This is a genomic window from Streptococcus sp. Z556, from assembly GCF_053010225.1.
This window is the reverse complement of sequence record NZ_JBRKNU010000002.1, coordinates 371,441-392,832: the sequence shown is the minus strand read 5'-3', so window position 1 is coordinate 392,832 and position 21,392 is coordinate 371,441. Positions and strand designations below refer to the sequence as shown.

The window sequence follows — 21,392 nt, the reverse complement described above, 5'->3', positions numbered from 1 at the left end:
GCAAGTACCAGAGGATAGAGTTTATTTCATTGTTGGGAAAAGCAATACGTCACGGATAGTGGTTGTATCAGTGAGGAGCATGCAGAGACGGTCGATACCGATACCCAAACCACCTGTTGGTGGCATACCGTATTCAAGAGCCTCGATGTAGTCGTAGTCGATACCAGTTGCTTCATCGTCCCCAAGTTCTTTAGCTTTTGCTTGTGCTTCAAAACGGCTAAGCTGATCGATTGGGTCGTTCAACTCGGTAAAGGCATTCCCGTACTCCTTAGTCATGATGAAGAGCTCAAAACGGTCAGTAAAGCGTTCGTCTTCAGGATTTTTCTTCGCGAGTGGAGAGACAGCTACTGGATGTCCGTAGACAAAGGTTGGTTGAATCAAGGTTTCTTCAACAAATTCTTCAAAGAAAGCATTGATAATGTGACCAACCTCAGTGTAGTGTTTCTCAACTGGAACTTTCTTCTCAGCAGCGATAGCTTTTGCTTCCTCGAAAGTCATGTCTTGCCAGAAATCAACACCAGTAATTTCTTTGATAGCATCCACCATGTGAACACGTTTAAATGGTTCGTTGATTTTGATTTCAGTTCCTTGGTAGTTAACTGGACCATCACCCTTAACTGACTTAGCAGCGTGTTGGATAATACCTTCAGTCAAGTCCATGATATCTTGGAAGTCTGCATAAGCTTGGTAAACTTCGATAGAAGTGAATTCAGGGTTGTGAGTAGCGTCCATTCCTTCGTTACGGAAGATACGGCCAATTTCATAGACACGTTCCATACCACCAACGATAAGACGTTTCAAGTGAAGCTCGGTCGCGATACGAAGCACCATGTCAATGTTCTGTGCATTGTGGTGAGTGATAAATGGACGAGCAGCAGCACCACCGGCTTCATTATGAAGAACAGGTGTTTCCACTTCAAGGAAACCTTTTTGATCAAGATAACGACGGATTTCAGAGATGATTTTTGAACGAGTGACAAAGCGTTCAAAACTTTCACGGTTAGAAATCAAGTCCAGGTAACGTTTACGATAAATTGTTTCAACGTCTGTCAAACCGTGGAATTTCTCAGGAAGAGGGCGAAGTGCTTTAGACAAGTGAGTGATGTGAGTTGCCTTGATAGAAAGTTCTCCCATATCTGTACGCATGACTTCACCTTCGACACCAAGGAAGTCACCGAGGTCAGCCTTTTTGAAGATTTCGTAGTTTTCTTCACCAACTTCATCTTTACGAACGTAGATCTGGATTTGACCTTCCCGGTCTTGAAGATGGGCAAAGCCAACTTTTCCTTTTCCACGTTTGGTTACCAAGCGCCCTGCGATAGTGGCAGTTTCATTTAATTCATGTAATTGTTCTTTATCAAGTTCTGCAAATTTGTCTTTTAGTTCTTGAGAGTTAGCAGTACGTTCAAAACGTTTTCCGAAGGGATCGATTCCTTGTTCACGGAGCGCAGCCATTTTTTCACGGCGAACGATCTGCTGGTCATTTAGTTCTTCCATATGTTCTGTAGACATGGGTTCCTCCTAATTTTACTCAAAATTTGATACGATGAGTCATTTTTTGCGATACTCCCATTTTATCATAAATAGCAGAGAAATTCACGGATATTCTTTGAAAACTAAAAAGAACTTGACCATTGGGACCAAGTTCGATTATTTTCCTTGATAGGAAGTGTCATTCCATCTTTCTAGAGTGAAGGATTCAAAATCCTCAGTGTCCAAAATTGTCAAACTAGCATTGGCCAAGCCCCCATCTTTGCGGAGGTGAGCCTCTTTATAACCTAGAAGTGTTCGTAGGCTAGCAGTGAGATTTGCGCCATGACCCACAATCAGGATTCTTTCAGCCTTGCTCTCTTTCAGAGATTTGATAAAATGAATAGTCCGCTTGGTAGTACTGTAAAGGGACTCTGCTTCAAACATCTTCGTATCAAACTGAGCCAGATTGGAGCGAAAGGCCTGGATTTGTTGTGGGTAGATGGCATTGAGCGTAGCGATTTTTAATCCCTCTAGTTTGCCCAGTTGCCATTCACGCAGGTCTGGAATACTTTTTAAAGGGCAGGGGGTCTGGAGTTGACTTTGGATAATTTCAGCAGATTTAACTGCTCTGGGTAAATCACTAGAATAAATCGTATCAAAAGGAACTTCCTTGAGATACTGGCCCAGTTGTTGTAGGACGTCAATGGATTCCGGAAGAAGGGGCGAGTCGCCACTAGCGCCTTGAAAACGTCCTTCCAGATTCCAGAGGGTACGACCATGACGAACAAAATAGAGTTTCATGACTTACTTTCCTCCAAGATATCAGCAAAATCCGCTTTTACAAAGCTGGCCAAGTCTCGAGGGTGTATGATGATACTATGCCCGACTTCCCCAGCGGAGACAATCATTTTATCTAAATCCAAGGCTTTTTGATCAATAAAAATAGGATAATTATGTTTTTGGCGAATGCCGACGGGGTTATTTGCGCCATGAATGTAGCCTGTGGTTTTTTCTAAGTCTTTCTGTGGAATCATGCCCACTTTTTTATTGCCAGAAACTTTTGCTAGTTTTTTCTCGGCGAGATGTTCTGTTATGGGAACAATTCCAATAATCGGTCCTGTTTTATCTCCCAAAAGAGCCAAGGTTTTAAAGATATGAGTTCGATCATATTCCGAAGGAAGTTCACCCTCAAGCGCGTTGATCTGAATACCAGTATGGTCAATACCCGCCTTGGTCAAGATTTGCTCGACCAAGGTTTTTTTAATCTTGACTTTTTTTGCCATTATTTATACTTATCCTCCAATTGACTCATCCAGATACCAAGCCAAATGCCAAGTGCAAAGAAGAAGGCGATGAGAACATAACTCACGATAGAAAGTCCAGTGTATTGGATACTTTCAGCACTTCCAGCATTTGGAATCAAAATCAAGAGGGTGCTTGATAGCACAATTCCAATAATAAAGTGATAAACACGGGAGTGGTAGTTGTTTAAGGCATGGTCCATTAATTTTGAAAAGATAATAAGAGTTGCTCCTGCACCAATCCCAATAGGAAGGAAGGTTCCGAATAAATCAAAGGTCTTAAAACCAGTTAGCATTGGAGCGTACAGTCCTAAAATCAAGAGTAGATTTGACGGACTTAAACCAGGCACCAAGACACCTAAAGCTAAAAGAGCACCCGCTAAGATGAAACTAGCGAAACTAGCACTGAGAGAACCAACAACAAAGTTTAGTGCATAAAGCCCGCCACCTGAAAGGATAAAGGTGGTCCAGAACCAGACTAGGTCGATCTTATCACGATCAGATTCCCGAGTAGATTCTTTAAGGAGGCTAGGAACCGTACCGATAATAGCTCCAGCAAAACTCCATAAAACATAGACCTGGTAATTTTCTAGCAGATACTCGATTGGATAAGAAAACAAACCAATGCCTAGCAACATCCCGATTGCTACTGGGATAAAGTATAGGACATTCGCTTTAAAATCCTTAAAAGGATGAGCCAGAAAGCTAATCATTCGCTCGTAGATCCCCAAAATAGCTGCCAAAACACCGCCTGAAATTCCTGGTAAGATAAATCCTAAGGCGATGACGATTCCTTTAATAACTCTTGCAATCCATGAAAACATCATAAAATCCTCAATTTCATAAAATTCTTTCTCTATTCTATCAATTATAACACAGACGAGAAAAAAATGAAAAAACAAGTGAAAAAGAGAGCAATTTTCACTTGTTTTATGGTCTTAAAAATAGTTTTCTAAAGGTTTCTTCTTTTTCCTTCAAGGTAGAAATGAGATTAATATCTAAATGGTGTTCAAATCCAGCAATTCTTCCTTTTGAAGTATACTGATGGAGGTCATAGTCTAAATCAGTATTAGGCGTGGTTTCAAAGTAACCTGAATCCGTTCCATAAGATGGAATCCAGACAGCAGAGAACTTCTCTGTATTGATACTATGCTCTTGCATGAAATAAACACCAATATAGATGCCGATGTTTTTAGCACCTAAAGATTCCAGTTTAGCACGAAAGGCTTCAACCCCTTCGTTCATATCAGACATTGTTTTTTCTTCCACGTCCAACCAATAGTAACTAGGGTTGTAAGGAGAAGCAGCATTATAGAAAACTTCAGCGGCTTTTTCCATTTCTTCCTTGCTGGGGCTAGCTAGATAGGCATAGACTCCAACTGGGACATTACGCTTTTGAAATTCTGTAACATGACTTTTATAGGCTTTATCAATACCATTGGCATAAGCCGCATCATTTTTTTCAGTATGTTGAGCCCCATTGTGGACGCGAACAATAACACCTGAAATATTTTGAGACAAGGTATCGTAGTTGATTTCCTCAGGTCTTTGCCAACCAGAGACATCAATAATAGGTTTGTCAAGATTATGCAAGGCCTGATTTTCAACCTGGACAGCATTTGGTTTTGACTTGACGGGATGGTCTTCATAAGTTGGTTTATTGAGGATCAAAATAGCTATAAATATAGTAAATAAAGTAAAAATAATAGCTGGATTAATCTTTTTTCTCATATTTAATTAGTTTAACGTAAATAAATAAAAAAATCAAAGAAAACGTCGAAAAAAGTGAATATAACAGTTCCTTATCCCTATTTCCTTGTTTGTTTACTCCTTAGAAAATAAATTATGGTATAATATAAGGGAATTTCTAGAGAAAAGAGAAGATTATGTCAAATTATGCCATTATTTTAGCAGCGGGTAAAGGTACTCGCATGAAATCAGATCTTCCAAAGGTACTTCACAAAGTAGCTGGAATTTCGATGTTGGAACATGTTTTTCGTAGTGTTGGTGCTATTCAACCTGAAAAAACAGTTACTGTAGTTGGTCACAAGGCTGAGCTAGTTGAGCAAGTATTAGCTGGTCAGACAGACTTTGTTATCCAATCAGAACAACTAGGAACTGGGCACGCTGTCATGATGGCGGAGCCTATTCTCCAAAATCGTACTGGCCACACCTTGGTTATCGCTGGGGATACTCCTCTGATTACAGGTGAAAGTTTGAAAAACCTCTTGGATTTCCATATCAACCACAAAAATGTGGCGACTATTTTAACAGCTGAAGCGGCAAATCCTTTTGGATACGGTCGAATTGTCCGTAACGATAATGCAGAAGTTCTTCGTATTGTTGAGCAAAAAGATGCCTCAGACTTTGAAAAACAAATCAAGGAAATCAATACAGGAACTTACGTTTTTGATAACCAACGTCTTTTTGAAGCCCTTAAAAATATCAACACCAACAACGCTCAAGGAGAGTACTATATTACCGATGTGATTGGTATTTTCCGTGAGGCTGGTGAGAAGGTTGGTGCCTATACTCTGAAAGACTTTGATGAAAGTCTTGGGGTAAATGACCGTGTAGCTCTTGCGACTGCAGAAGCAGTGATGCGACGCCGTATCAATCAAAAGCACATGGTTAACGGCGTCAGCTTTGTCAATCCAGAAGCAACCTACATCGACATTGATGTTGAGATTGCTCCTGAGGTCCAAATCGAAGCTAATGTTACCTTAAAAGGTCAAACGAAGATTGGGGCAGAGACTATTTTAACAAATGGAACTTATATTGTGGATAGTAATATTGGAGCTGGGGCTGTGATTACGAATTCCATGATAGAGGAAAGTACAGTTTCAGATGGCGTGACTGTAGGTCCTTATGCCCATATCCGACCAGGTTCAAGCCTAGCTTCTCAGGTTCATATTGGAAACTTCGTAGAAGTCAAAGGTTCTTCAATCGGTGAAAATACCAAGGCAGGTCATTTAACCTATATCGGAAACAGTGAAGTAGGCAGCCATGTTAACTTTGGTGCTGGTACGATTACAGTAAACTATGACGGTAAAAACAAATATAAGACCGTGATTGGCAACAATGTCTTTGTTGGTTCAAATTCAACCATCATCGCTCCTGTAGAACTTGGAGATAATTCTCTGGTTGGAGCTGGTTCAACCATTACCAAGAATGTACCTGCGGATGCTATCGCAGTTGGACGTGGACGACAAGTTAACAAGGATGAGTACGCAAGGCGCTTGCCTCATCATCCTAAGAACCAGTAGGAGTCGATTATGGAATTTGAAGAAAAAACGCTTAGTCGAAAAGAAATCTATCAAGGCCCTATCTTTAAACTGGTGCAAGATCAGGTAGAACTGCCAGAAGGCAAAGGTACTGCCCAACGTGATTTAATTTTTCACAATGGAGCCGTTTGTGTTCTAGCTGTGACAGCTGAGGATAAAATTGTACTCGTTAAGCAATATAGAAAGGCCATTGAGGCTGTTTCTTATGAGATTCCCGCAGGAAAACTGGAAACTGGTGAAAATGCAGATCCAATGGCAGCTGCACTTCGTGAATTGGAAGAAGAAGTTGCCTACACGGCTAAGTTAGAACTGTTGTATGATTTCTATTCTGCGATTGGTTTTTGTAATGAAAAATTGAAACTCTACCTAGCAAGTGATTTGACTAAGGTAGATAATCCTCGTCCGCAAGACGATGATGAAACCTTGGAGGTTCTAGAAGTGAGTCTAGAGGAGGCCAAGAACCTGATCCAGTCAGGTCATATCTGTGATGCTAAGACTATCATGGCAATCCAGTACTGGGAACTACAAAAGAAATAGAGGAGCAACCCATGGGAAAACCTTTATTAACAGATGAAATGATTGAACGTGCCAATCGTGGTGAGAAAATCTCAGGACCACCTCTTCAAGATGATGAGGAAACCAAAATCCTGCCTACTGCATCACAACATTTTGGTTATTCACGTTCTAGAGACCACGGTTTTAGTCAAGATACACTTACAATCGAAGTAGAACCAACGATTCATAAGAGCCGTCGTATTGAGAACACGAAGAGAAATGTTTTTAATTCGAAACTCAATCGCATCTTATTTGCAGTCATCCTACTCTTGATTTTATTAATTTTGGCGATGAAACTCTTGTAATTGAAAGGACATGAAATGAAAATTGGAATCATTGCTGCCATGCCGGAGGAGCTCGTATATCTGACTCAGAATTTGGACAAAACTCAAGAAGTCCAAGTCTTAGGAAATACCTACTATACTGGCGCTATTGGCAAGACAGAAGTTGTCCTAGTTCAGAGTGGGATTGGGAAGGTCATGTCGGCTATGAGTGTAGCTGTTCTTGCTGACCATTTTCAAGTAGAAGCCATCATCAATACTGGATCAGCGGGTGCTCTTGCAGAAGGGATTGCTGTTGGTGATGTCGTGATTGCGGATAAACTTGTCTATCATGATGTGGATGTGACTGCTTTTGGCTATGCTTATGGTCAGATGGCTGGTCAACCCCTCTATTTTGAATCCGATAAGAACTTTATCACTAGGATTCAAACAATTTTATCTCAATTAGAGCAGACATGGCACCTAGGCTTGATTGCTACAGGAGACAGTTTTATAGCTGGAGATGATAAGATTGCTAGTATCAAATCCCACTTTCCAGATGTTCTAGCTGTTGAGATGGAGGGTGCAGCCATTGCTCAGGCAGCTCAGGCTCTTGGCTTACCTTTCCTAGTCATTCGAGCTATGAGTGACAATGCCAATCACGAGGCCTCTATCTCATTTGATGAGTTTATCATTGAAGCTGGACGTCGTTCTGCCCAAGTCTTACTAGCCTTTTTAAAGGCTTTGGATTAAGCGGAAATTTGACAGTTTATCTAGCTTATGATAAGATTTAAATAAAGAAAAGCTAGAAAACGTTTCAGAGGATATTATGAGTATTGAAATGACCGTCAGTGAGATTGCAGAGGTCTTAGGTCTATCTCGTCAAGCAATCAACAATCGTGTCAAAGAACTTCCAGAAGAGGACACGAAAAAAAATGACAAAGGTGTAACTGTAGTTACTCGAAGTGGCTTAATCAAGCTAGAAGAAATCTACAAAAAAACGATTTTTGAAGATGAACCAGTAAGTGATGATGTTAAACAACGCGAACTGATGGAAATCTTGGTCGATGAGAAGAATGCTGAAATTCTTCGATTGTACGAGCAACTCAAGGCCAAGGACCAGCAGTTGGCAGAAAAAGATGAGCAGATGCGCATCAAAGACCGTCAGATTGCAGAGAAGGACAAACAGTTGGATCAACAGCAACAGTTAACTCTTCAAGCCATGAAGGATCAAGAAACCTTGAAACTAGAGTTGGACCAAGCAAAAGAAGAAGTCCAAGCAACTAAAAAAGGCTTTTTTGCTCGCCTGTTTGGAGGAAAATAAAGAAGCTGTTTGGGTTATTCGCTAACCTAATGGCTTCTTTTATTATTTATAGTTAAAATGAGTCGAAATTGAGGTAAAAGATGGAAAAATTAAGAGACTATATTGCCTTTGATTTAGAGTTCAATCAACACGATGGGGTTACCCATTTAATTCAAGTATCAGCAGTCCGCTTTCAAGATGGACAAGAAAGTGCTGCTTTTGATTCTTATGTTTATACTACAGCCCCATTGAAGAGTTTTATCAATGGTTTGACTGGGATCACAGCTGAAACCTTGAAAGATGCGCCGAAAGTAGAGCAAGTTTTAAAAGATTTTCAGGCCTTTGTTGGCAAATCACCAATCGTTGGCTACAATGCAGCTAAGAGTGATTTACCTATTCTCTTGGAGCACGGCATTGATTATCGTGGCCAGTATAAGGTCGACCTATATGATGAGGCTTTTGAACGCCGTAGTTCTGACCTACACGGCATAGCCAATCTCAAATTGCAAACTGTGGCGATTTTTTTAGGGTTTAAAGGACAATCGCATAATAGTTTAGAAGATGCCCGTATGACAGCGCGTGTTTATGAAGCCTTTTTAGAATCGGATGAAGGAAAACTATTATTGAAAGAACAGAGTAGTCTATCTATGAATCCCTTTGGCGGTTTAGATTTATCTCAATTTTTAGACTAGGAGTGCTTATGAAACCTGAAAAACCTAAAAAGCTAGCTTTTAGGAAGATATACTATAACCTAGATAAGATTTTATTTCTATTTTTCTTGATATTTATGATGGTAGAGTTTGTCTGGTTGCCATTGAATTCTTGGATTGCAGGGATGTTGCTCAAACAAACAGGTTATTTGTTTATCTCCTACAATAACTTTTGGGCGATTATACAAGGCTCGCCTTTTATCAGTTTAGCCTTTCTCATCTTAATTGCAATCAATCTCCTGGTCGCCTATTTCCAGATTTGTCTTTTATTTATCGGGGCTCGCCACCTTCTCTATCATGAAAAGAGAACTTTAATTGAGTACAGTAGAAAAGTATTTCACCAGAGCTTTCTATTCGTTAAGCGATTGAGCTTTTGTAAGATGGCCTTTGTCTTTTTTTACATTGCTTTGCTTTTCCCGTTCATCCGTAAGATTTTAAAAATCTACTACCTTAATAAGATTATTATTCCAGATTTTATCGTTACCTACCTTGAAGATAAGTATTGGCTAGTTGGTCTGCTGATTCTGTCCTCTGCTTGGATTTTACTCTATATTTCAGTTCGTTTCATGTTTGCGCTTCCCAAGATTCTCTTTGAAAAGAAAACAGTGAGAGAGGGAGTGAAATATAGTCTGCAAAAGACGAAAAAACACGTTATCTTCTATGCTTGGAACTTGCTCCTCATTATCATTAAAACCTACCTCTTTTTCTTTCTACTCTTAATTCCCATATTGTTTGCTCAAGTTGTAATGGATGAATTAACTCATAAAGAATCCCTAGTCCTAGGGATAATCAATTATGTCTTGATTAAGAACTTCCATTATATGACCTTGACTTATTTTCTCGTTAAATTTGTTTCATTTTTAACTGGTGAAGAACTTGAAATCATGCCAAGAAGAAAGAAAGACCATTTGATGAGATGGGGAGTAATGGGCTGCGCTAGTATCGTTTTTGCTTTAGAGGGTTATATCTATCTTGAGTCTCCTGACACGAGTACCCCTTTGGTTATTTCTCACAGAGGAGTTTCCAATAAAAATGGAGTTCAGAATACAGTCGAGTCGTTAGAGAAAACAGCTCAACTAAAACCAGATTTGATTGAAATGGATATCCAGGAAACCAAGGATGGTCAGTTTGTAATGATGCACGATGCCAATCTCAAAAATTTAACAGGTATTAATGCTACGCCGCAAGATTTGACTCTAGATGAATTAACAAATACAGATATTTACGAGAATGGTTATCAGACAAAGATTTCCAGTTTCGACGCTTATCTGGAACGCGCCAATGCATTAAACCAAAAATTGCTGATTGAGATTAAAACCAGTAGAAAAGATAGCCCGCAAATGATGGAACATTTCCTTGAAAAATATGGGAAGACCATCAAAAAATATGGGCACCAGATTCAATCTCTTGATTACCAAGTGATTGATAAGGTTTTGAATTATGATTCTGAGATTCCATCCTACTTTATTATGCCTTATAACAGTATCTTCCCAAGAACCAAGGCAACTGGTTATACCATGGAATATTCAACCTTGGATGAGTACTTTGTTAATAAACTTTGGACAACGGATCAAAGGCTATATGTTTGGACTGTTAATGGTTCTGACGCTTTCGATAAAGCTATTCGTCTAGGAGCCAACGGTATGATAACAGATGACCTAGAAATGGTACAGTCACAGGTATTGATGGCTCAGGATGACCCTGAATATACTGATTTGATTCTAAAGAAAGCCATGGGATTTTTTGACTTCTAAGAAAAAAGAGAAACATTTGTTTCTCTTTTCTTATGGATTAGAAAGGCAATTTTCCAGCGAAAGCACCAAGTTTCTTCTTAGTCGTTTCGTCGATTTGGTCTATCGCAGCATTGATAGCTTGAACGGTCATGTCAGATAGAGTTTCGAGGTCTTCTGGGTCAACAACGGCTGGGTTAAAGTTGATGTTTACAACTTTCTTATCACCAGTTAAGGTTACTTGGACAAGGTCTTGAGCAGATTTTCCAATAAACTCCATAGCAGCAAGTTCTGCTTGACTTTGTTCCATTTGTTTTTGAAGTTTTTGTGCTTGACGCATCATGTTTTGCATATTCATCATAGCGGTTTACAGTTTCCTTTTTCTATTATTTTCCTTTTTATTTTAACAATTTTAGGATTAAAAGTCTAATAATAGTTAATTTGTGAATTATTAAATTTTCTGACAATTTATTGAAAAATGAGAGAAGACATGATATAATGAAACGTAAAATAAATTCAGGATCCCTGAAATGATAGGAGTAAATAATGAAAAAACTAGGTTTCGTTCTTTTATCTTCAGCCTTGCTATTGACTGCTTGTGCTAATAATCAATCTAAGCCAAGCAACACAAGTGATTCCTCTAAGGTAACAGCCTTGTCTGAAGACAAGCAAAAAATGCTTGATAAGGCTACTGCTGACTATAAGACTTTTGTACAAGAGCAAATTGATAAACTTTTGACAGATACGGAAGGCTTTGTCAAACTGTTGAAAGAAGGCAAATTAGAAGAGGCTAAGAAGGTTTATCCACTGATTCGTATGTCTTATGAGCGTTCAGAACCGATTGCCGAAAGTTTTGGTGAGTCAGATGTCAAGATTGACTTCCGTTTAGCAGACTATATGGACGAAAACAAGACAGAGGAAGGTTGGTCAGGTTTCCACCGTATCGAGCGTATCCTTTGGGAAGAAAATACAACTAAAGGAACTGAAAGTTATGGCGATCAATTAGTCAATGATATCAAAGAATTGAAGGCTAAGATTGCAACTGTGGATGTGGACTACAAGGTTATGTTGACTGGAGCAGTTGACTTGCTCAATGAAGTAGCGACAAGCAAGATTACAGGTGAAGAAGAAATTTATTCTCACACAGACTTGTATGACTTCCGTGCCAATATTGAAGGTGCTGAGAAGATTTTCCAACTCTTTAAACCTTTACTAGAAAAATCAGATGCGAATCTGGTCAAAGAATTGGAAGCAGATTTCAAATCTGTTAATAGCTTGTTGGACAAACATATGACAGACAAGGAGCACTACAAACTTTATACAGACTTAACAAAAGAAGACACCAAAGAATTGGCTGAAGCCGTGACAAAACTTGGTGAACCTCTATCACAAATGGGCAAGTTTCTTGATGGAGAATAAGCAGTATGACTAAGAAAGACGAAAATTTTTTTGAGAAAAAAATGGACCGTCGAGAATTTCTAAAAAAAGCGGGTATTGGAGGTGCTGGACTAGCACTAGGTCTCTCCGGTGCCTCCGCTTTTTTAGCACCTAGGTTAGACAAGCAAGAAAAAATCTCGTACGGAAATGAAAAAATTGCTTTTTATGGAAAGCATCAAGCTGGTATTAGTACGCCCATGCAAAAAAATATCTATTTTGTCGTTTTGGACTTGCATACGACGGATAAGGATAAGATTATCCAGTTGTTCAAGGATTGGACGGATTATAGTGCCAAGTTGGTCGAGGGGGAATTGGTTAAAAAAGATGGTCAGAATGCTCTCTTGCCACCTAGTGACACTGGAGAAACCGTGGGGCTAAATCCTCATCGATTAACGCTGACTTTTGGTGTGTCTGCTAGTTTCCTGAAAAAGATGAAATTAGAGCAAAAACGTCCTCAACTTTTTAAGGATTTACCTCCCTTCCCAAAAGAGCAACTACGTGAAAAATATACTGGGGGAGATATTGTTATCCAAGCCTGTGCAGATGACGAGCAAGTTGCTTTTCATGCTATTCGCAATCTTATCCGTAAAGGGAGAAATGCGGTGATTCTCCGTTGGAGCCAATCTGGATTTGCTGCTATTGGAGATCGTCTTGAGACACCACGTAACCTTTTTGGTTTCAAGGATGGAACAGCTAATGTGACCAAAGAGAAGGATTTTGATCGTGTTGTCTGGGCTGACAGCAAGGATTGGATGGAAAATGGATCCTATATGGCTGTTCGCCGCATCCAGATGTTTCTCGATACTTGGGATCGAACCAATCTTGAGGAGCAAGAAAATACCTTCGGTCGCTACAAGGAAAGTGGTGCTCCCTTTGGTAAAAAGAATGAGTTTGATGAAGTGGATTTAAGTCTTTTACCAGATGATTCGCATGTTCGATTAGCCAAAGAGGTAGAGAAACCGCTCTTACGACGATCTTATTCATACTCGGATGGCATTGATGAAAAGACTGGACAATTTGACACGGGTTTGCTCTTTATTTCTTTCCAAAAGGATCCAGATCATTTTGTCAAGGTTCAAACCAACCTCGGAGCTACAGACAAGATGAATGAGTATGTAACCCACATCGGTAGTGGTCTTTTTGCCTGCTTTGGTGGAGTAGAGAAAGGAGGCTATATTGGTCAGAAATTATTGGAAGACTAGTATTTGTTTCTTGACTTTGTCTTTTCTCTTGTTAGCTATCTTTCCTGTTAGTGCTAAGGAAAGTCTGAGTCCTTATTTTGTAAAGATTACGGATGCCTCTCAGGCTGTAAAAAATGGAAATCAGTCACATGCTAAGGCTCTAGTTAGAGAAATGGCGACGGATTTTGAAACAGTAGAACATGCTGATTCAGAAGCTGGAAAGGTTGTCAAGGAGAAACTTGGTCTGTCAGGAGAGATTAGTGAAGAAAATCTGACACAAATCTCTTCTGCCCTCCTAGCTTTTGAAAAAGAACAAAATCCAATAGATCTGAATGCGGAGAAAGAAAAACTTGTCAGTCGACTAAAACCACATTTTGAGACTTTGGATAAGGCAATTTCTTCCAAAGACATAGAGCAAATTCGAGAAGCCTATAAAAAGATGAATTCCACTTGGACCATCAATGAAAGTGTGGTTCGTGACAATAGTACGGCCCATTATGGACGTGTTGAAACAGCTATCTCCTTCTTGCGTAGTAGCATAGAAACTGAGCCTACTGATTTTAACTCCGTCCAGACTTCCTTTGAGGACTTAAAAAAGGCTATTGATGATTTTGTAACTGGAAAAGAAGTCGCAGAAGCATCTTCTGATTTAAGTCTCAAAGACGGTATTGCCCTTTTGAAGAAGGCATTGGAACAATTCCAAGCTGGCGACCAAGCATCAGGAGCAGCTAGTATGAAGGAATTCATCACTATCTGGCCAACGATTGAGGGTTCTGTTAGCACGACCAATCCTTCCCTCTATACACGAGTTGAAAGTGAAAGTCCTGTGATTATGGTCAAGGGAAGTGAGAAGGAATATCAAGAAAAATTAGAAAAATTGATTGCAGATTTATCACAAATTGATACCAATGCAAGCTACAATGCCTTTGATGCTATGCTCATTCTCCTGAGAGAAGGGGTAGAGGCTCTCTTAATCGTCATGGCCTTGGTCACAACTCTAAAAGCAGCCAAGATGCGCAAAGGACTCAAGTGGGTATATGGTGGAGCACTATCAGGAATAGCTGCGAGTCTAGTGATTGCATTTATACTCCAAATTGCCTTTCCTGCTGTAACATCGGGGGCTAATCGTGAAATCATCGAAGGAGTTGTTGGGATTTTTGCGGTAGTGATGATGATTTTGATCGGAATCTGGCTTCACAGTAAATCCTCGGTCAAAAAATGGAATGACTTTATGGATTCCCAGATGAAAACGGTGACCAGGACAGGTTCATTCATTTCCATGTTTGCTCTTAGTTTTCTAGCTGTTTTTCGTGAAGGGGCAGAGACCATTCTTTTTTACGTAGGAATTTTACCGAGAATATCTCGTTTTGAGTTTATCCTAGGAATTTCTCTAGCTTTGTTAGTCTTGCTGATTATTGCATTTCTGATGAACAAGGCCAGTCAATTCTTCCTACCTCATAAGGTCTTCTTCCTACTGACGTGGATGATTTATGCTCTTGCCTTCAAGATGCTAGGTGTTAGCCTACATGCTCTCCAGCTGACCAATATGGCACCTAACCACTTATTGCCAGGTTTCCCTACTATCGACCTATTGGGTATCTATCCAAGTTGGGAAGGTTTAGGAAGTCAGCTAGTCTTTTTGATGATTGTTTTGGTTGTCACATTGAGACAGGGTGAAAAGTAGATGGATACAAAAGAATTGACAATTATTGAACATTTGGTAGAATTTAGAAAGAGATTCATTGTTGTTATAGCCTGCTTTTTTATAGTCTTCTGTGGAGCTTTATTGTTTGTAGATCAGCTTTACTACTATCTAACTCAGTCCTTTAATCAAAAGTTGATTGTATTAGGTCCAAATGATATTTTGTGGATTTATTTTCGCTTAGCGAGCCTAATGTCCTTTACTATTACGCTTCCTTTTACAGTTTATCAGATATGGAGTTTTGTCAAACCAGGGTTGAAAATCGAAGAAGCAAGAGCAATCTTTGCCTATATTCCAGCTAGTTTTATTTGCTTTCTACTTGGACTAGCCTTTGGATTCTACTTTGTAACGCCTGCCTTACTTCAAGTGCTTTTAGGACTTGGGGAAGGATTATTTGAAACTCAATTAACAGCGCAGAACTACTTAGACTTTGTCTTCCAAACAACTATTCCTTTGGCTTTCATCTTTGAATTGCCAGTCATCATCGCTTTTTTAACGTCGATCGGCTTGATTGGACCAGGGCTCTTAATTACCTATAGACGTTATGCCTACTTTATTTTATTGGTACTAGCTGTTATTTTGACACCAGCTGATTTTATTAGCGATCTAGCCATGACAATTCCTTTAATCTCGCTCTATGAGCTTAGTATTGTAATTAGCAAGAGGATAATAAAGAAAAAAATGAAAGGAGAAAAGAATGGGAATCTTACGTGATATCGGTGCTCCAGGATTGATTATCATCGTTCTAGGTGCACTCTTAATCTTTGGACCAAAACGTTTACCAGAACTGGGTGAATCAATTGGTAAAATGCTGTCTGAGTTTAAAAAGGCAGTTAAAGGAGCTGGTGACCAAGATCAGGAAAAGTAAACTACTCCGTCATCATATATAAAAACGAGAAAGTTAGGAACTGTAGCTATCTAGACAAATTGAAACAGTTTCCTAGCTTATTTTTGTACTCTAAAAAATGTGTTTAAGTTTTCTTTAAGGTTTATATTATATTCTAAAGAACTCTATGTTAACCGAACGTTAAGCGGAGGATATAGAGGATAATCTATTTTTCTTTCTTAATTTGTTTTGATCTTTTCAGATTTAGTTACAAATTGTTCACTTTTTGGTCAAAATAGTGAGTTGGCTCGGCTAAATGACGCTCTATCTTTTCTTCATGATAAAGATAGATTGTGATATAATAGATAGTAATGAGTTTTTTTAGAATAAACAAAGGAGAATATAAATGATCTATGCAGGAATCCTAGCCGGAGGAACCGGCACACGCATGGGAATCAGTAATTTACCAAAACAATTCTTGGAGTTGGGTGATCGACCTATTTTGATCCACACAATTGAAAAATTCGTCTTAGAACCAAGTATTGAAAAAATTGTAGTTGGAGTTCATGGAGACTGGGTGTCACACGCTGAGGACTTGGTTGACAAGTATCTTTCTCTCCACAAGGATCGCATCATCATTACCAAGGGTGGGGCTGATCGCAATACCAGTATCGAGAAGATAATCGAAGCCATTAATGCCTACCGTCCAATCACTCCAGAAGATATCGTGATTACGCATGACTCTGTTCGTCCTTTTATCACACTTCGCATGATCCAGGACAATATCAAACTGGCCCAAAATCATGATGCAGTTGACACAGTAGTAGAAGCAGTTGATACCATTGTTGAAAGTACCAATGGTCAGTTTATCACGGATATTCCAAATCGTGCTCACCTTTATCAAGGTCAAACACCTCAAACCTTCCACTGCAAGGATTTCATGGATTTGTATGGTTCCCTATCTGATCAAGAAAAGGAAATCCTGACGGATGCATGTAAGATTTTTGTTATAAAAGGGAAAGACGTTGCCCTAGCTAAAGGGGAATATTCAAACCTTAAAATCACAACGGTAACAGACTTGAAAATCGCGAAAAGCATGATTGAGAAAGACTAAGGCTATGATTAATCAAATTTATCAACTGACCAAACCAAAATTTATCAATGTAAAATACCAAGAAGAGGACATTGATCAGGAGAATCATATCCTGATTCGTCCAAATTATATGGCGGTTTGTCATGCGGATCAACGTTACTATCAAGGGAAGCGCGATCCAAAGATATTGGCTAAAAAACTTCCTATGGCTATGATTCACGAGTCTTGTGGAACTGTTATTTCAGATCCAACTGGTACTTATGAAGTCGGTCAAAAAGTAGTTATGATTCCAAATCAACCGCCTATGCAGAGTGACAAAGAGTTCTACGAAAACTACATGACTGGAACCTACTTCCTATCTAGTGGTTATGATGGCTTTATGAGAGAATTTGTTTCTCTTCCGAAAGATCGTGTTGTGTCTTATAATGACATCGAGGACACAGTTGCCGCCATTACCGAGTTTGTGAGTGTCGGTATGCATGCTATGGATCGATTCCTGCATCTTGCTCATAGCAAGCGAGAGCGCATTGCTGTTATCGGAGATGGTAGTTTGGCCTTTGTGGTTGCAAATATTATCAATTATACCTTGCCAGAAGCAGAGATTATCGTGATTGGTCGCCATTGGGAAAAACTGGAACTCTTCTCTTTTGCAAAAGAGTGCTACATTACTGATAATATTCCAGAAGATTTGATCTTTGATCATGGATTTGAGTGTTGTGGTGGTGATGGTACAGGCCCAGCTATCAATGATTTGATTCGTTACATTCGACCTCAGGGAACGATTCTCATGATGGGAGTGAGCGAGTACAAGGTTAATATCAATACGCGAGACTCTTTAGAAAAAGGTTTATTATTGGTCGGTTCGTCTCGATCAGGACGGATTGATTTTGAAAATGCAATACAGATGATGGAAGTTAAAAAGTTTGCAAATCGTCTGAAAAATATCCTTTATGTTGAAGAACCCGTGAGAGAAATCAAGGACATTCATCGTGTCTTTGCTACAGACCTAAATACTGCTTTCAAAACAGTGTTTAAGTGGGAAGTGTAAGAGATGGAGGCTAATTGTGGAGAAAATCATCAAAGAAAAAATTTCTTCTTTACTATCTGAAGAAGAGGAAGTCCTCAGCGTTGAACAACTGGGAGGCATGACCAACCAAAACTATTTGGTTAAAACAACCAACAAACAGTATATTGTGAAATTTTTTGGTAAGGGAACCGAAAAACTCATCAATCGTCAAAATGAAAAGTACAATCTTGAACTTTTAGAGAATTTAGATTTAGATGTCAAAAATTATCTTTTTGATATTGAGTCTGGAATCAAGGTGAATGAGTACATTGATTCTGCAACAACGCTTGATTCCACTTCAATTAAGACCAATTTTGAAAAGATTGCACCGATTCTACAAACCATTCATGCATCAGGTAAAGAACTGAGAGGCGAATTTGCACCTTTTGAAGAAATCAAAAAATACGAATCCTTGATTGAGGGAAATATTCCTTACGCCAATTATGAAGCTGTAAGAAAAGAAGTATTCTTGCTAGAGAAAAGATTGGCTGATTTGGGTGTTGACAGAAAGTCTTGCCATATTGACTTGGTGCCAGAAAACTTTATCGAGTCACCTCAAGGTCGCTTGTATTTGATTGACTGGGAATACTCTTCCATGAATGATCCGATGTGGGATTTGGCAGCTCTTTTCTTAGAATCTGAATTTACAAATCAGGAAGAAGAAGATTTCCTTTCCTACTATGAAAGTGACAAAACGCCAGTATCTCGTGAGAAGATTCGTATCTATAAAATCTTGCAAGATACCATCTGGAGTTTGTGGACAGTGTACAAAGAAGCTCAAGGTGCCGACTTTGGAGATTATGGTGTCAATCGTTACCAAAGAGCTGTCGAAGGTTTGACTTATTATGGAGGTTAGTATGAAGAATAAAAATGGTGTTTCTTTTGGTCTGCTCTCTGGTATTTTCTGGGGATTAGGTCTAACGATTAGTGCTTATATCTTTTCAATTTTTACCAATCTTTCCCCTTTTGTGGTGGCTGCTGCTCATGATTTCTTGAGTATCTTTATCTTGTTAGCTTTTCTTTTAGTAAAAGAAGGAAAAGTTCGCCTTTCTATTTTCTTAAATATTCGAAATGTCAGTGTTATTATTGGAGCCTTGCTAGCTGGACCTATAGGAATGCAAGCTAATCTTTACGCGGTTAAGTATATCGGTAGCTCTCTAGCTTCATCCGTGTCTGCTATTTACCCAGCAGTTTCAGTTTTACTCGCCTTCTTCATTTTGAAACATAAGGTTTCAAAGAATACAGTATTTGGTGTTTTCTTGATTATTGCAGCTATTATTGCTCAAACTTACAAGGTTGAACAAGTTAACTCGTTTTACATTGGGATTCTTTGTGCCCTTGTTTGTGCCATTGCCTGGGGGAGTGAAAGTGTTCTCAGTTCCTATGCTATGGAAAGTGACTTAAGTGAGATTGAAGCCTTGCTAATTCGACAAGTAACTTCATTCTTGTCTTATCTTGTGATTGTACTCTTTTCTCATCATTCATTTGCAGAAGTAGCAGACGGACAATTACTAGGGCTCTTGATTGTTTTTGCGGCCTTTAATATGATTTCCTACTTAGCTTATTATATCGCTATTAATCGTTTGCAACCTGCGAAAGCAACAGGTTTGAATGTGAGCTATGTAGTTTGGACTGTCTTATTTGCGGCTGTTTTCCTAGGTACACCGCTAGATATGCTGACAATCATTACTTCACTTATTGTCATGGCTGGTGTTTATATTATTATTAAAGAATAAAGGAGATTCGTGTGAAAGCGATTATTTTAGCAGCGGGATTAGGAACTCGCCTGCGCCCTATGACTGAAAATACCCCAAAAGCCTTGGTTAAGGTCAACCAAAAACCCTTGGTAGAATACCAAATCGAGTTTTTGAAAGAGAGAGGAATTGATGAGATTATTATCGTTGTTGGTTACCTCAAGGAGCAATTTGACTACCTAAAAGAAAAATATGGTGTTCGTTTAGTCTTTAACGACAAGTATGCTGATTACAATAACTTTTACTCACTTTATCTAGTAAAAGAAGATTTGGCTAACAGCTACGTCATCGATGCAGATAACTATCTTTTCAAAAATATGTTTCGAAACGATCTTAAACGTTCTACCTATTTCAGTGTTTATCGTGAAGACTGTACGAACGAGTGGTTCCTAGTTTATGGTGATGACTATAAGGTTCAAGATATCATTGTTGACAGTAAGGCAGGCCGTATTTTGAGCGGAGTTTCATTCTGGGATGCTCCAACTGCAGAGAAGATTGTTGGCTTTATTGATAAAGCTTACGAGAGTGGTGAATTTGTTGATCTCTACTGGGATAATATGGTTAAAGATAATATTAAAGAACTAGATGTATATGTAGAAGAATTAGAAGGAAATAGCATCTATGAAATCGATAGTGTCAAAGACTATCAAAAACTAGAAGAGATTTTATCATCAATTAAATAACCAATCCAAAATTAGAAGGCTCAGCCTTCTTTTTTTGTAGTTGAAACGAAGGAGTGTTTGATATTGATTGTATTTATCAAACAAAACACAATTTATAAAAAAATGAACAAAATAAAACAAAAATCATTGACAACGATTTCATATAGTGTTATACTTATAGCATAAAAGTTAATTGAAAGAAGGGAAAATGTTATGGGATTAGATCATTTCTTTGACAAAGACCTCGTGTTTTGCTTAGAAGCGGATAATCAAGAACAACTCTTTGATCAGGTAGCAACCCTGTTGGAAGAACGAGAAATAGTGACTCCAACTTATCGTGAAGCCTTGATTACGCGTGAAAAGTCATTTCCAACTGGCTTAGATATGGAATTTCTGGGAAAGGACTTGCCAAATGTAGCGATTCCTCATACAGATATTGTTCATAATCTTGCTGAGAAAGTAGTGGTTGTTCGATTAGAAAAACCAGTAACTTTTCACAATATGATTGCTCCTGATAAGGAAGTCGAAGTATCTCTACTCTTCTTTATCATAAACAACTCAAGTTCGAGTCAAACCAATATTCTTGCTCAGTTGATGGACTTCTTTACTGGAAATGGTCACTTAGAAGATCTGGCAAAAATTTCTGAACCAGAAGCTCTCTACACTTACATTTCTGAAGCAACTGCTTAAATCGTACATTAAAATTATTAAATCGGAGGAAATCCTAATGATTAAAATTCTTGCTGCCTGCGGTGCAGGTGTTAACTCAAGTCACCAAATTAAAAGTGCTCTAGAAGAAGAACTTTCAAGCCGTGGGTATGACGTTCACTGTGATGCAGTCATGGTTAAAGATGTGAACGAAGACCTTATGAAAGGTTACGATATCTTTACTCCAATCGCTGCAACAGATCTTGGTTTTGAACCAGGTATTCCAGTAATCGAAGCTGGACCAATCTTGTTCCGTATTCCTGCAATGAGCGCTCCAGTATTTGACAATATTGAAGCAGCTATCAAAGAACACGGATTAAGCTAATTTATTCTTTATCTTGTTAACA

25 protein-coding genes are annotated in these 21,392 nt (G+C 38.9%); 19 read left to right on the top strand and 6 right to left on the bottom strand.

Annotated features, from left to right (window positions below):
• Positions 1-21: 21 nt before the first annotated feature.
• The 5 genes from lysS to ACVC7S_RS04270 all read right to left on the bottom strand — a co-directional run bounded on the left by lysS (position 22) and on the right by ACVC7S_RS04270 (position 4,505).
• On the bottom strand, positions 22-1,512 hold the full coding sequence (lysS, locus tag ACVC7S_RS04290) for a lysine--tRNA ligase (protein WP_000102442.1): 1,491 nt from the start codon (positions 1,510-1,512) through the stop codon (positions 22-24).
• A 138-nt stretch (positions 1,513-1,650) separates the two neighbouring features.
• Positions 1,651-2,274: a histidine phosphatase family protein gene (locus tag ACVC7S_RS04285; protein WP_447266312.1), complete on the bottom strand. Its 624-nt coding sequence runs from the start codon at positions 2,272-2,274 to the stop codon at positions 1,651-1,653.
• Positions 2,271-2,756, bottom strand: a complete 486-nt coding sequence (locus ACVC7S_RS04280; RefSeq protein WP_447266311.1) for an aminoacyl-tRNA deacylase — start codon at positions 2,754-2,756, stop codon at positions 2,271-2,273. The genes ACVC7S_RS04285 and ACVC7S_RS04280 overlap by 4 nt, the downstream gene beginning before the upstream one ends.
• A complete protein-coding gene (locus ACVC7S_RS04275) occupies positions 2,756-3,598 on the bottom strand; it encodes a DUF368 domain-containing protein (protein ID WP_447266337.1) in 843 nt (280 codons plus the stop codon). The genes ACVC7S_RS04280 and ACVC7S_RS04275 overlap by 1 nt, the downstream gene beginning before the upstream one ends.
• A 106-nt stretch (positions 3,599-3,704) precedes the next feature.
• Positions 3,705-4,505 (bottom strand): glycoside hydrolase family 25 protein, encoded by an 801-nt coding sequence (locus ACVC7S_RS04270; protein WP_447266310.1) that lies wholly within the window; start codon positions 4,503-4,505, stop codon positions 3,705-3,707.
• Positions 4,506-4,660: 155 nt separating this feature from the next.
• On the opposite strand from ACVC7S_RS04270, the gene glmU reads away from it, so the two are divergent.
• The 7 genes from glmU to ACVC7S_RS04235 all read left to right on the top strand — a co-directional run bounded on the left by glmU (position 4,661) and on the right by ACVC7S_RS04235 (position 10,640).
• Positions 4,661-6,040 (top strand): bifunctional UDP-N-acetylglucosamine diphosphorylase/glucosamine-1-phosphate N-acetyltransferase GlmU, encoded by a 1,380-nt coding sequence (glmU, locus tag ACVC7S_RS04265; protein ID WP_447266309.1) that lies wholly within the window; start codon positions 4,661-4,663, stop codon positions 6,038-6,040.
• Between the two features lie 9 nt (positions 6,041-6,049).
• The gene (locus tag ACVC7S_RS04260) at positions 6,050-6,595 is read left to right on the top strand and encodes an NUDIX hydrolase (protein ID WP_061427246.1); all 546 of its coding nucleotides are present in this window, start codon (positions 6,050-6,052) and stop codon (positions 6,593-6,595) included.
• A gap of 11 nt (positions 6,596-6,606) precedes the next feature.
• Complete coding sequence (macP, locus tag ACVC7S_RS04255) at positions 6,607-6,918, top strand: cell wall synthase accessory phosphoprotein MacP (protein ID WP_000517868.1); 312 nt, start codon at positions 6,607-6,609, stop codon at positions 6,916-6,918.
• Between the two features lie 15 nt (positions 6,919-6,933).
• Complete coding sequence (locus ACVC7S_RS04250; protein ID WP_447266308.1) at positions 6,934-7,626, top strand: 5'-methylthioadenosine/adenosylhomocysteine nucleosidase; 693 nt, start codon at positions 6,934-6,936, stop codon at positions 7,624-7,626.
• A gap of 76 nt (positions 7,627-7,702) precedes the next feature.
• Positions 7,703-8,197, top strand: a complete 495-nt coding sequence (rocS, locus tag ACVC7S_RS04245) for a chromosome segregation protein RocS (protein WP_000021248.1) — start codon at positions 7,703-7,705, stop codon at positions 8,195-8,197.
• Between the two features lie 80 nt (positions 8,198-8,277).
• Positions 8,278-8,868, top strand: coding sequence for a 3'-5' exonuclease (locus ACVC7S_RS04240; protein WP_447266307.1), 591 nt, complete (start codon positions 8,278-8,280; stop codon positions 8,866-8,868).
• An 8-nt stretch (positions 8,869-8,876) separates the two neighbouring features.
• Positions 8,877-10,640, top strand: a complete 1,764-nt coding sequence (locus ACVC7S_RS04235) for a glycerophosphoryl diester phosphodiesterase membrane domain-containing protein (RefSeq protein WP_447266306.1) — start codon at positions 8,877-8,879, stop codon at positions 10,638-10,640.
• 37 nt (positions 10,641-10,677) lie between these two features.
• Here ACVC7S_RS04235 and ACVC7S_RS04230 read toward each other — a convergent pair whose 3' ends face one another.
• Positions 10,678-10,977, bottom strand: a complete 300-nt coding sequence (locus ACVC7S_RS04230; protein ID WP_447266305.1) for a YbaB/EbfC family nucleoid-associated protein — start codon at positions 10,975-10,977, stop codon at positions 10,678-10,680.
• A 185-nt stretch (positions 10,978-11,162) separates the two neighbouring features.
• Here ACVC7S_RS04230 and efeO point away from each other — a divergent pair, with 185 nt between their 5' ends.
• The 12 genes from efeO (at position 11,163) to ACVC7S_RS04170 (ending at position 21,370) form a co-directional block, all read left to right on the top strand.
• Positions 11,163-12,035 carry an iron uptake system protein EfeO gene (gene efeO, locus ACVC7S_RS04225; protein WP_447266304.1) on the top strand — a complete coding sequence of 291 codons (873 nt, stop codon included), beginning with the start codon at positions 11,163-11,165 and terminating at the stop codon, positions 12,033-12,035.
• Positions 12,036-12,040: 5 nt separating this feature from the next.
• Positions 12,041-13,255, top strand: a complete 1,215-nt coding sequence (gene efeB, locus ACVC7S_RS04220; protein ID WP_447266303.1) for an iron uptake transporter deferrochelatase/peroxidase subunit — start codon at positions 12,041-12,043, stop codon at positions 13,253-13,255.
• Positions 13,230-14,918 (top strand): FTR1 family protein, encoded by a 1,689-nt coding sequence (locus ACVC7S_RS04215; protein ID WP_447266302.1) that lies wholly within the window; start codon positions 13,230-13,232, stop codon positions 14,916-14,918. The genes efeB and ACVC7S_RS04215 overlap by 26 nt, the downstream gene beginning before the upstream one ends.
• Positions 14,919-15,650, top strand: coding sequence for a twin-arginine translocase subunit TatC (tatC, locus tag ACVC7S_RS04210; protein WP_447266301.1), 732 nt, complete (start codon positions 14,919-14,921; stop codon positions 15,648-15,650).
• Positions 15,634-15,804, top strand: coding sequence for a twin-arginine translocase TatA/TatE family subunit (locus ACVC7S_RS04205; RefSeq protein ID WP_000512108.1), 171 nt, complete (start codon positions 15,634-15,636; stop codon positions 15,802-15,804). Before tatC ends, ACVC7S_RS04205 begins: the two co-directional genes overlap by 17 nt.
• Before the next feature lie 364 nt (positions 15,805-16,168).
• Positions 16,169-16,876 (top strand): IspD/TarI family cytidylyltransferase, encoded by a 708-nt coding sequence (locus ACVC7S_RS04200; RefSeq protein ID WP_447266300.1) that lies wholly within the window; start codon positions 16,169-16,171, stop codon positions 16,874-16,876.
• A 4-nt stretch (positions 16,877-16,880) separates the two neighbouring features.
• The gene (locus ACVC7S_RS04195; RefSeq protein WP_447266299.1) at positions 16,881-17,903 is read left to right on the top strand and encodes a ribitol-5-phosphate dehydrogenase; all 1,023 of its coding nucleotides are present in this window, start codon (positions 16,881-16,883) and stop codon (positions 17,901-17,903) included.
• Positions 17,904-17,919: 16 nt separating this feature from the next.
• On the top strand, positions 17,920-18,777 hold the full coding sequence (locus tag ACVC7S_RS04190) for a phosphotransferase (protein ID WP_447266298.1): 858 nt from the start codon (positions 17,920-17,922) through the stop codon (positions 18,775-18,777).
• A gap of 1 nt (position 18,778) precedes the next feature.
• Positions 18,779-19,657, top strand: a complete 879-nt coding sequence (locus ACVC7S_RS04185) for a DMT family transporter (RefSeq protein ID WP_447266297.1) — start codon at positions 18,779-18,781, stop codon at positions 19,655-19,657.
• Positions 19,658-19,668: 11 nt separating this feature from the next.
• A complete protein-coding gene (locus ACVC7S_RS04180; protein ID WP_061588148.1) occupies positions 19,669-20,358 on the top strand; it encodes a sugar phosphate nucleotidyltransferase in 690 nt (229 codons plus the stop codon).
• Between the two features lie 192 nt (positions 20,359-20,550).
• Positions 20,551-21,027, top strand: a complete 477-nt coding sequence (locus ACVC7S_RS04175) for a PTS sugar transporter subunit IIA (RefSeq protein WP_447266296.1) — start codon at positions 20,551-20,553, stop codon at positions 21,025-21,027.
• 37 nt (positions 21,028-21,064) lie between these two features.
• The gene (locus ACVC7S_RS04170) at positions 21,065-21,370 is read left to right on the top strand and encodes a PTS sugar transporter subunit IIB (RefSeq protein WP_000590577.1); all 306 of its coding nucleotides are present in this window, start codon (positions 21,065-21,067) and stop codon (positions 21,368-21,370) included.
• Positions 21,371-21,392 lie beyond the last annotated feature (22 nt).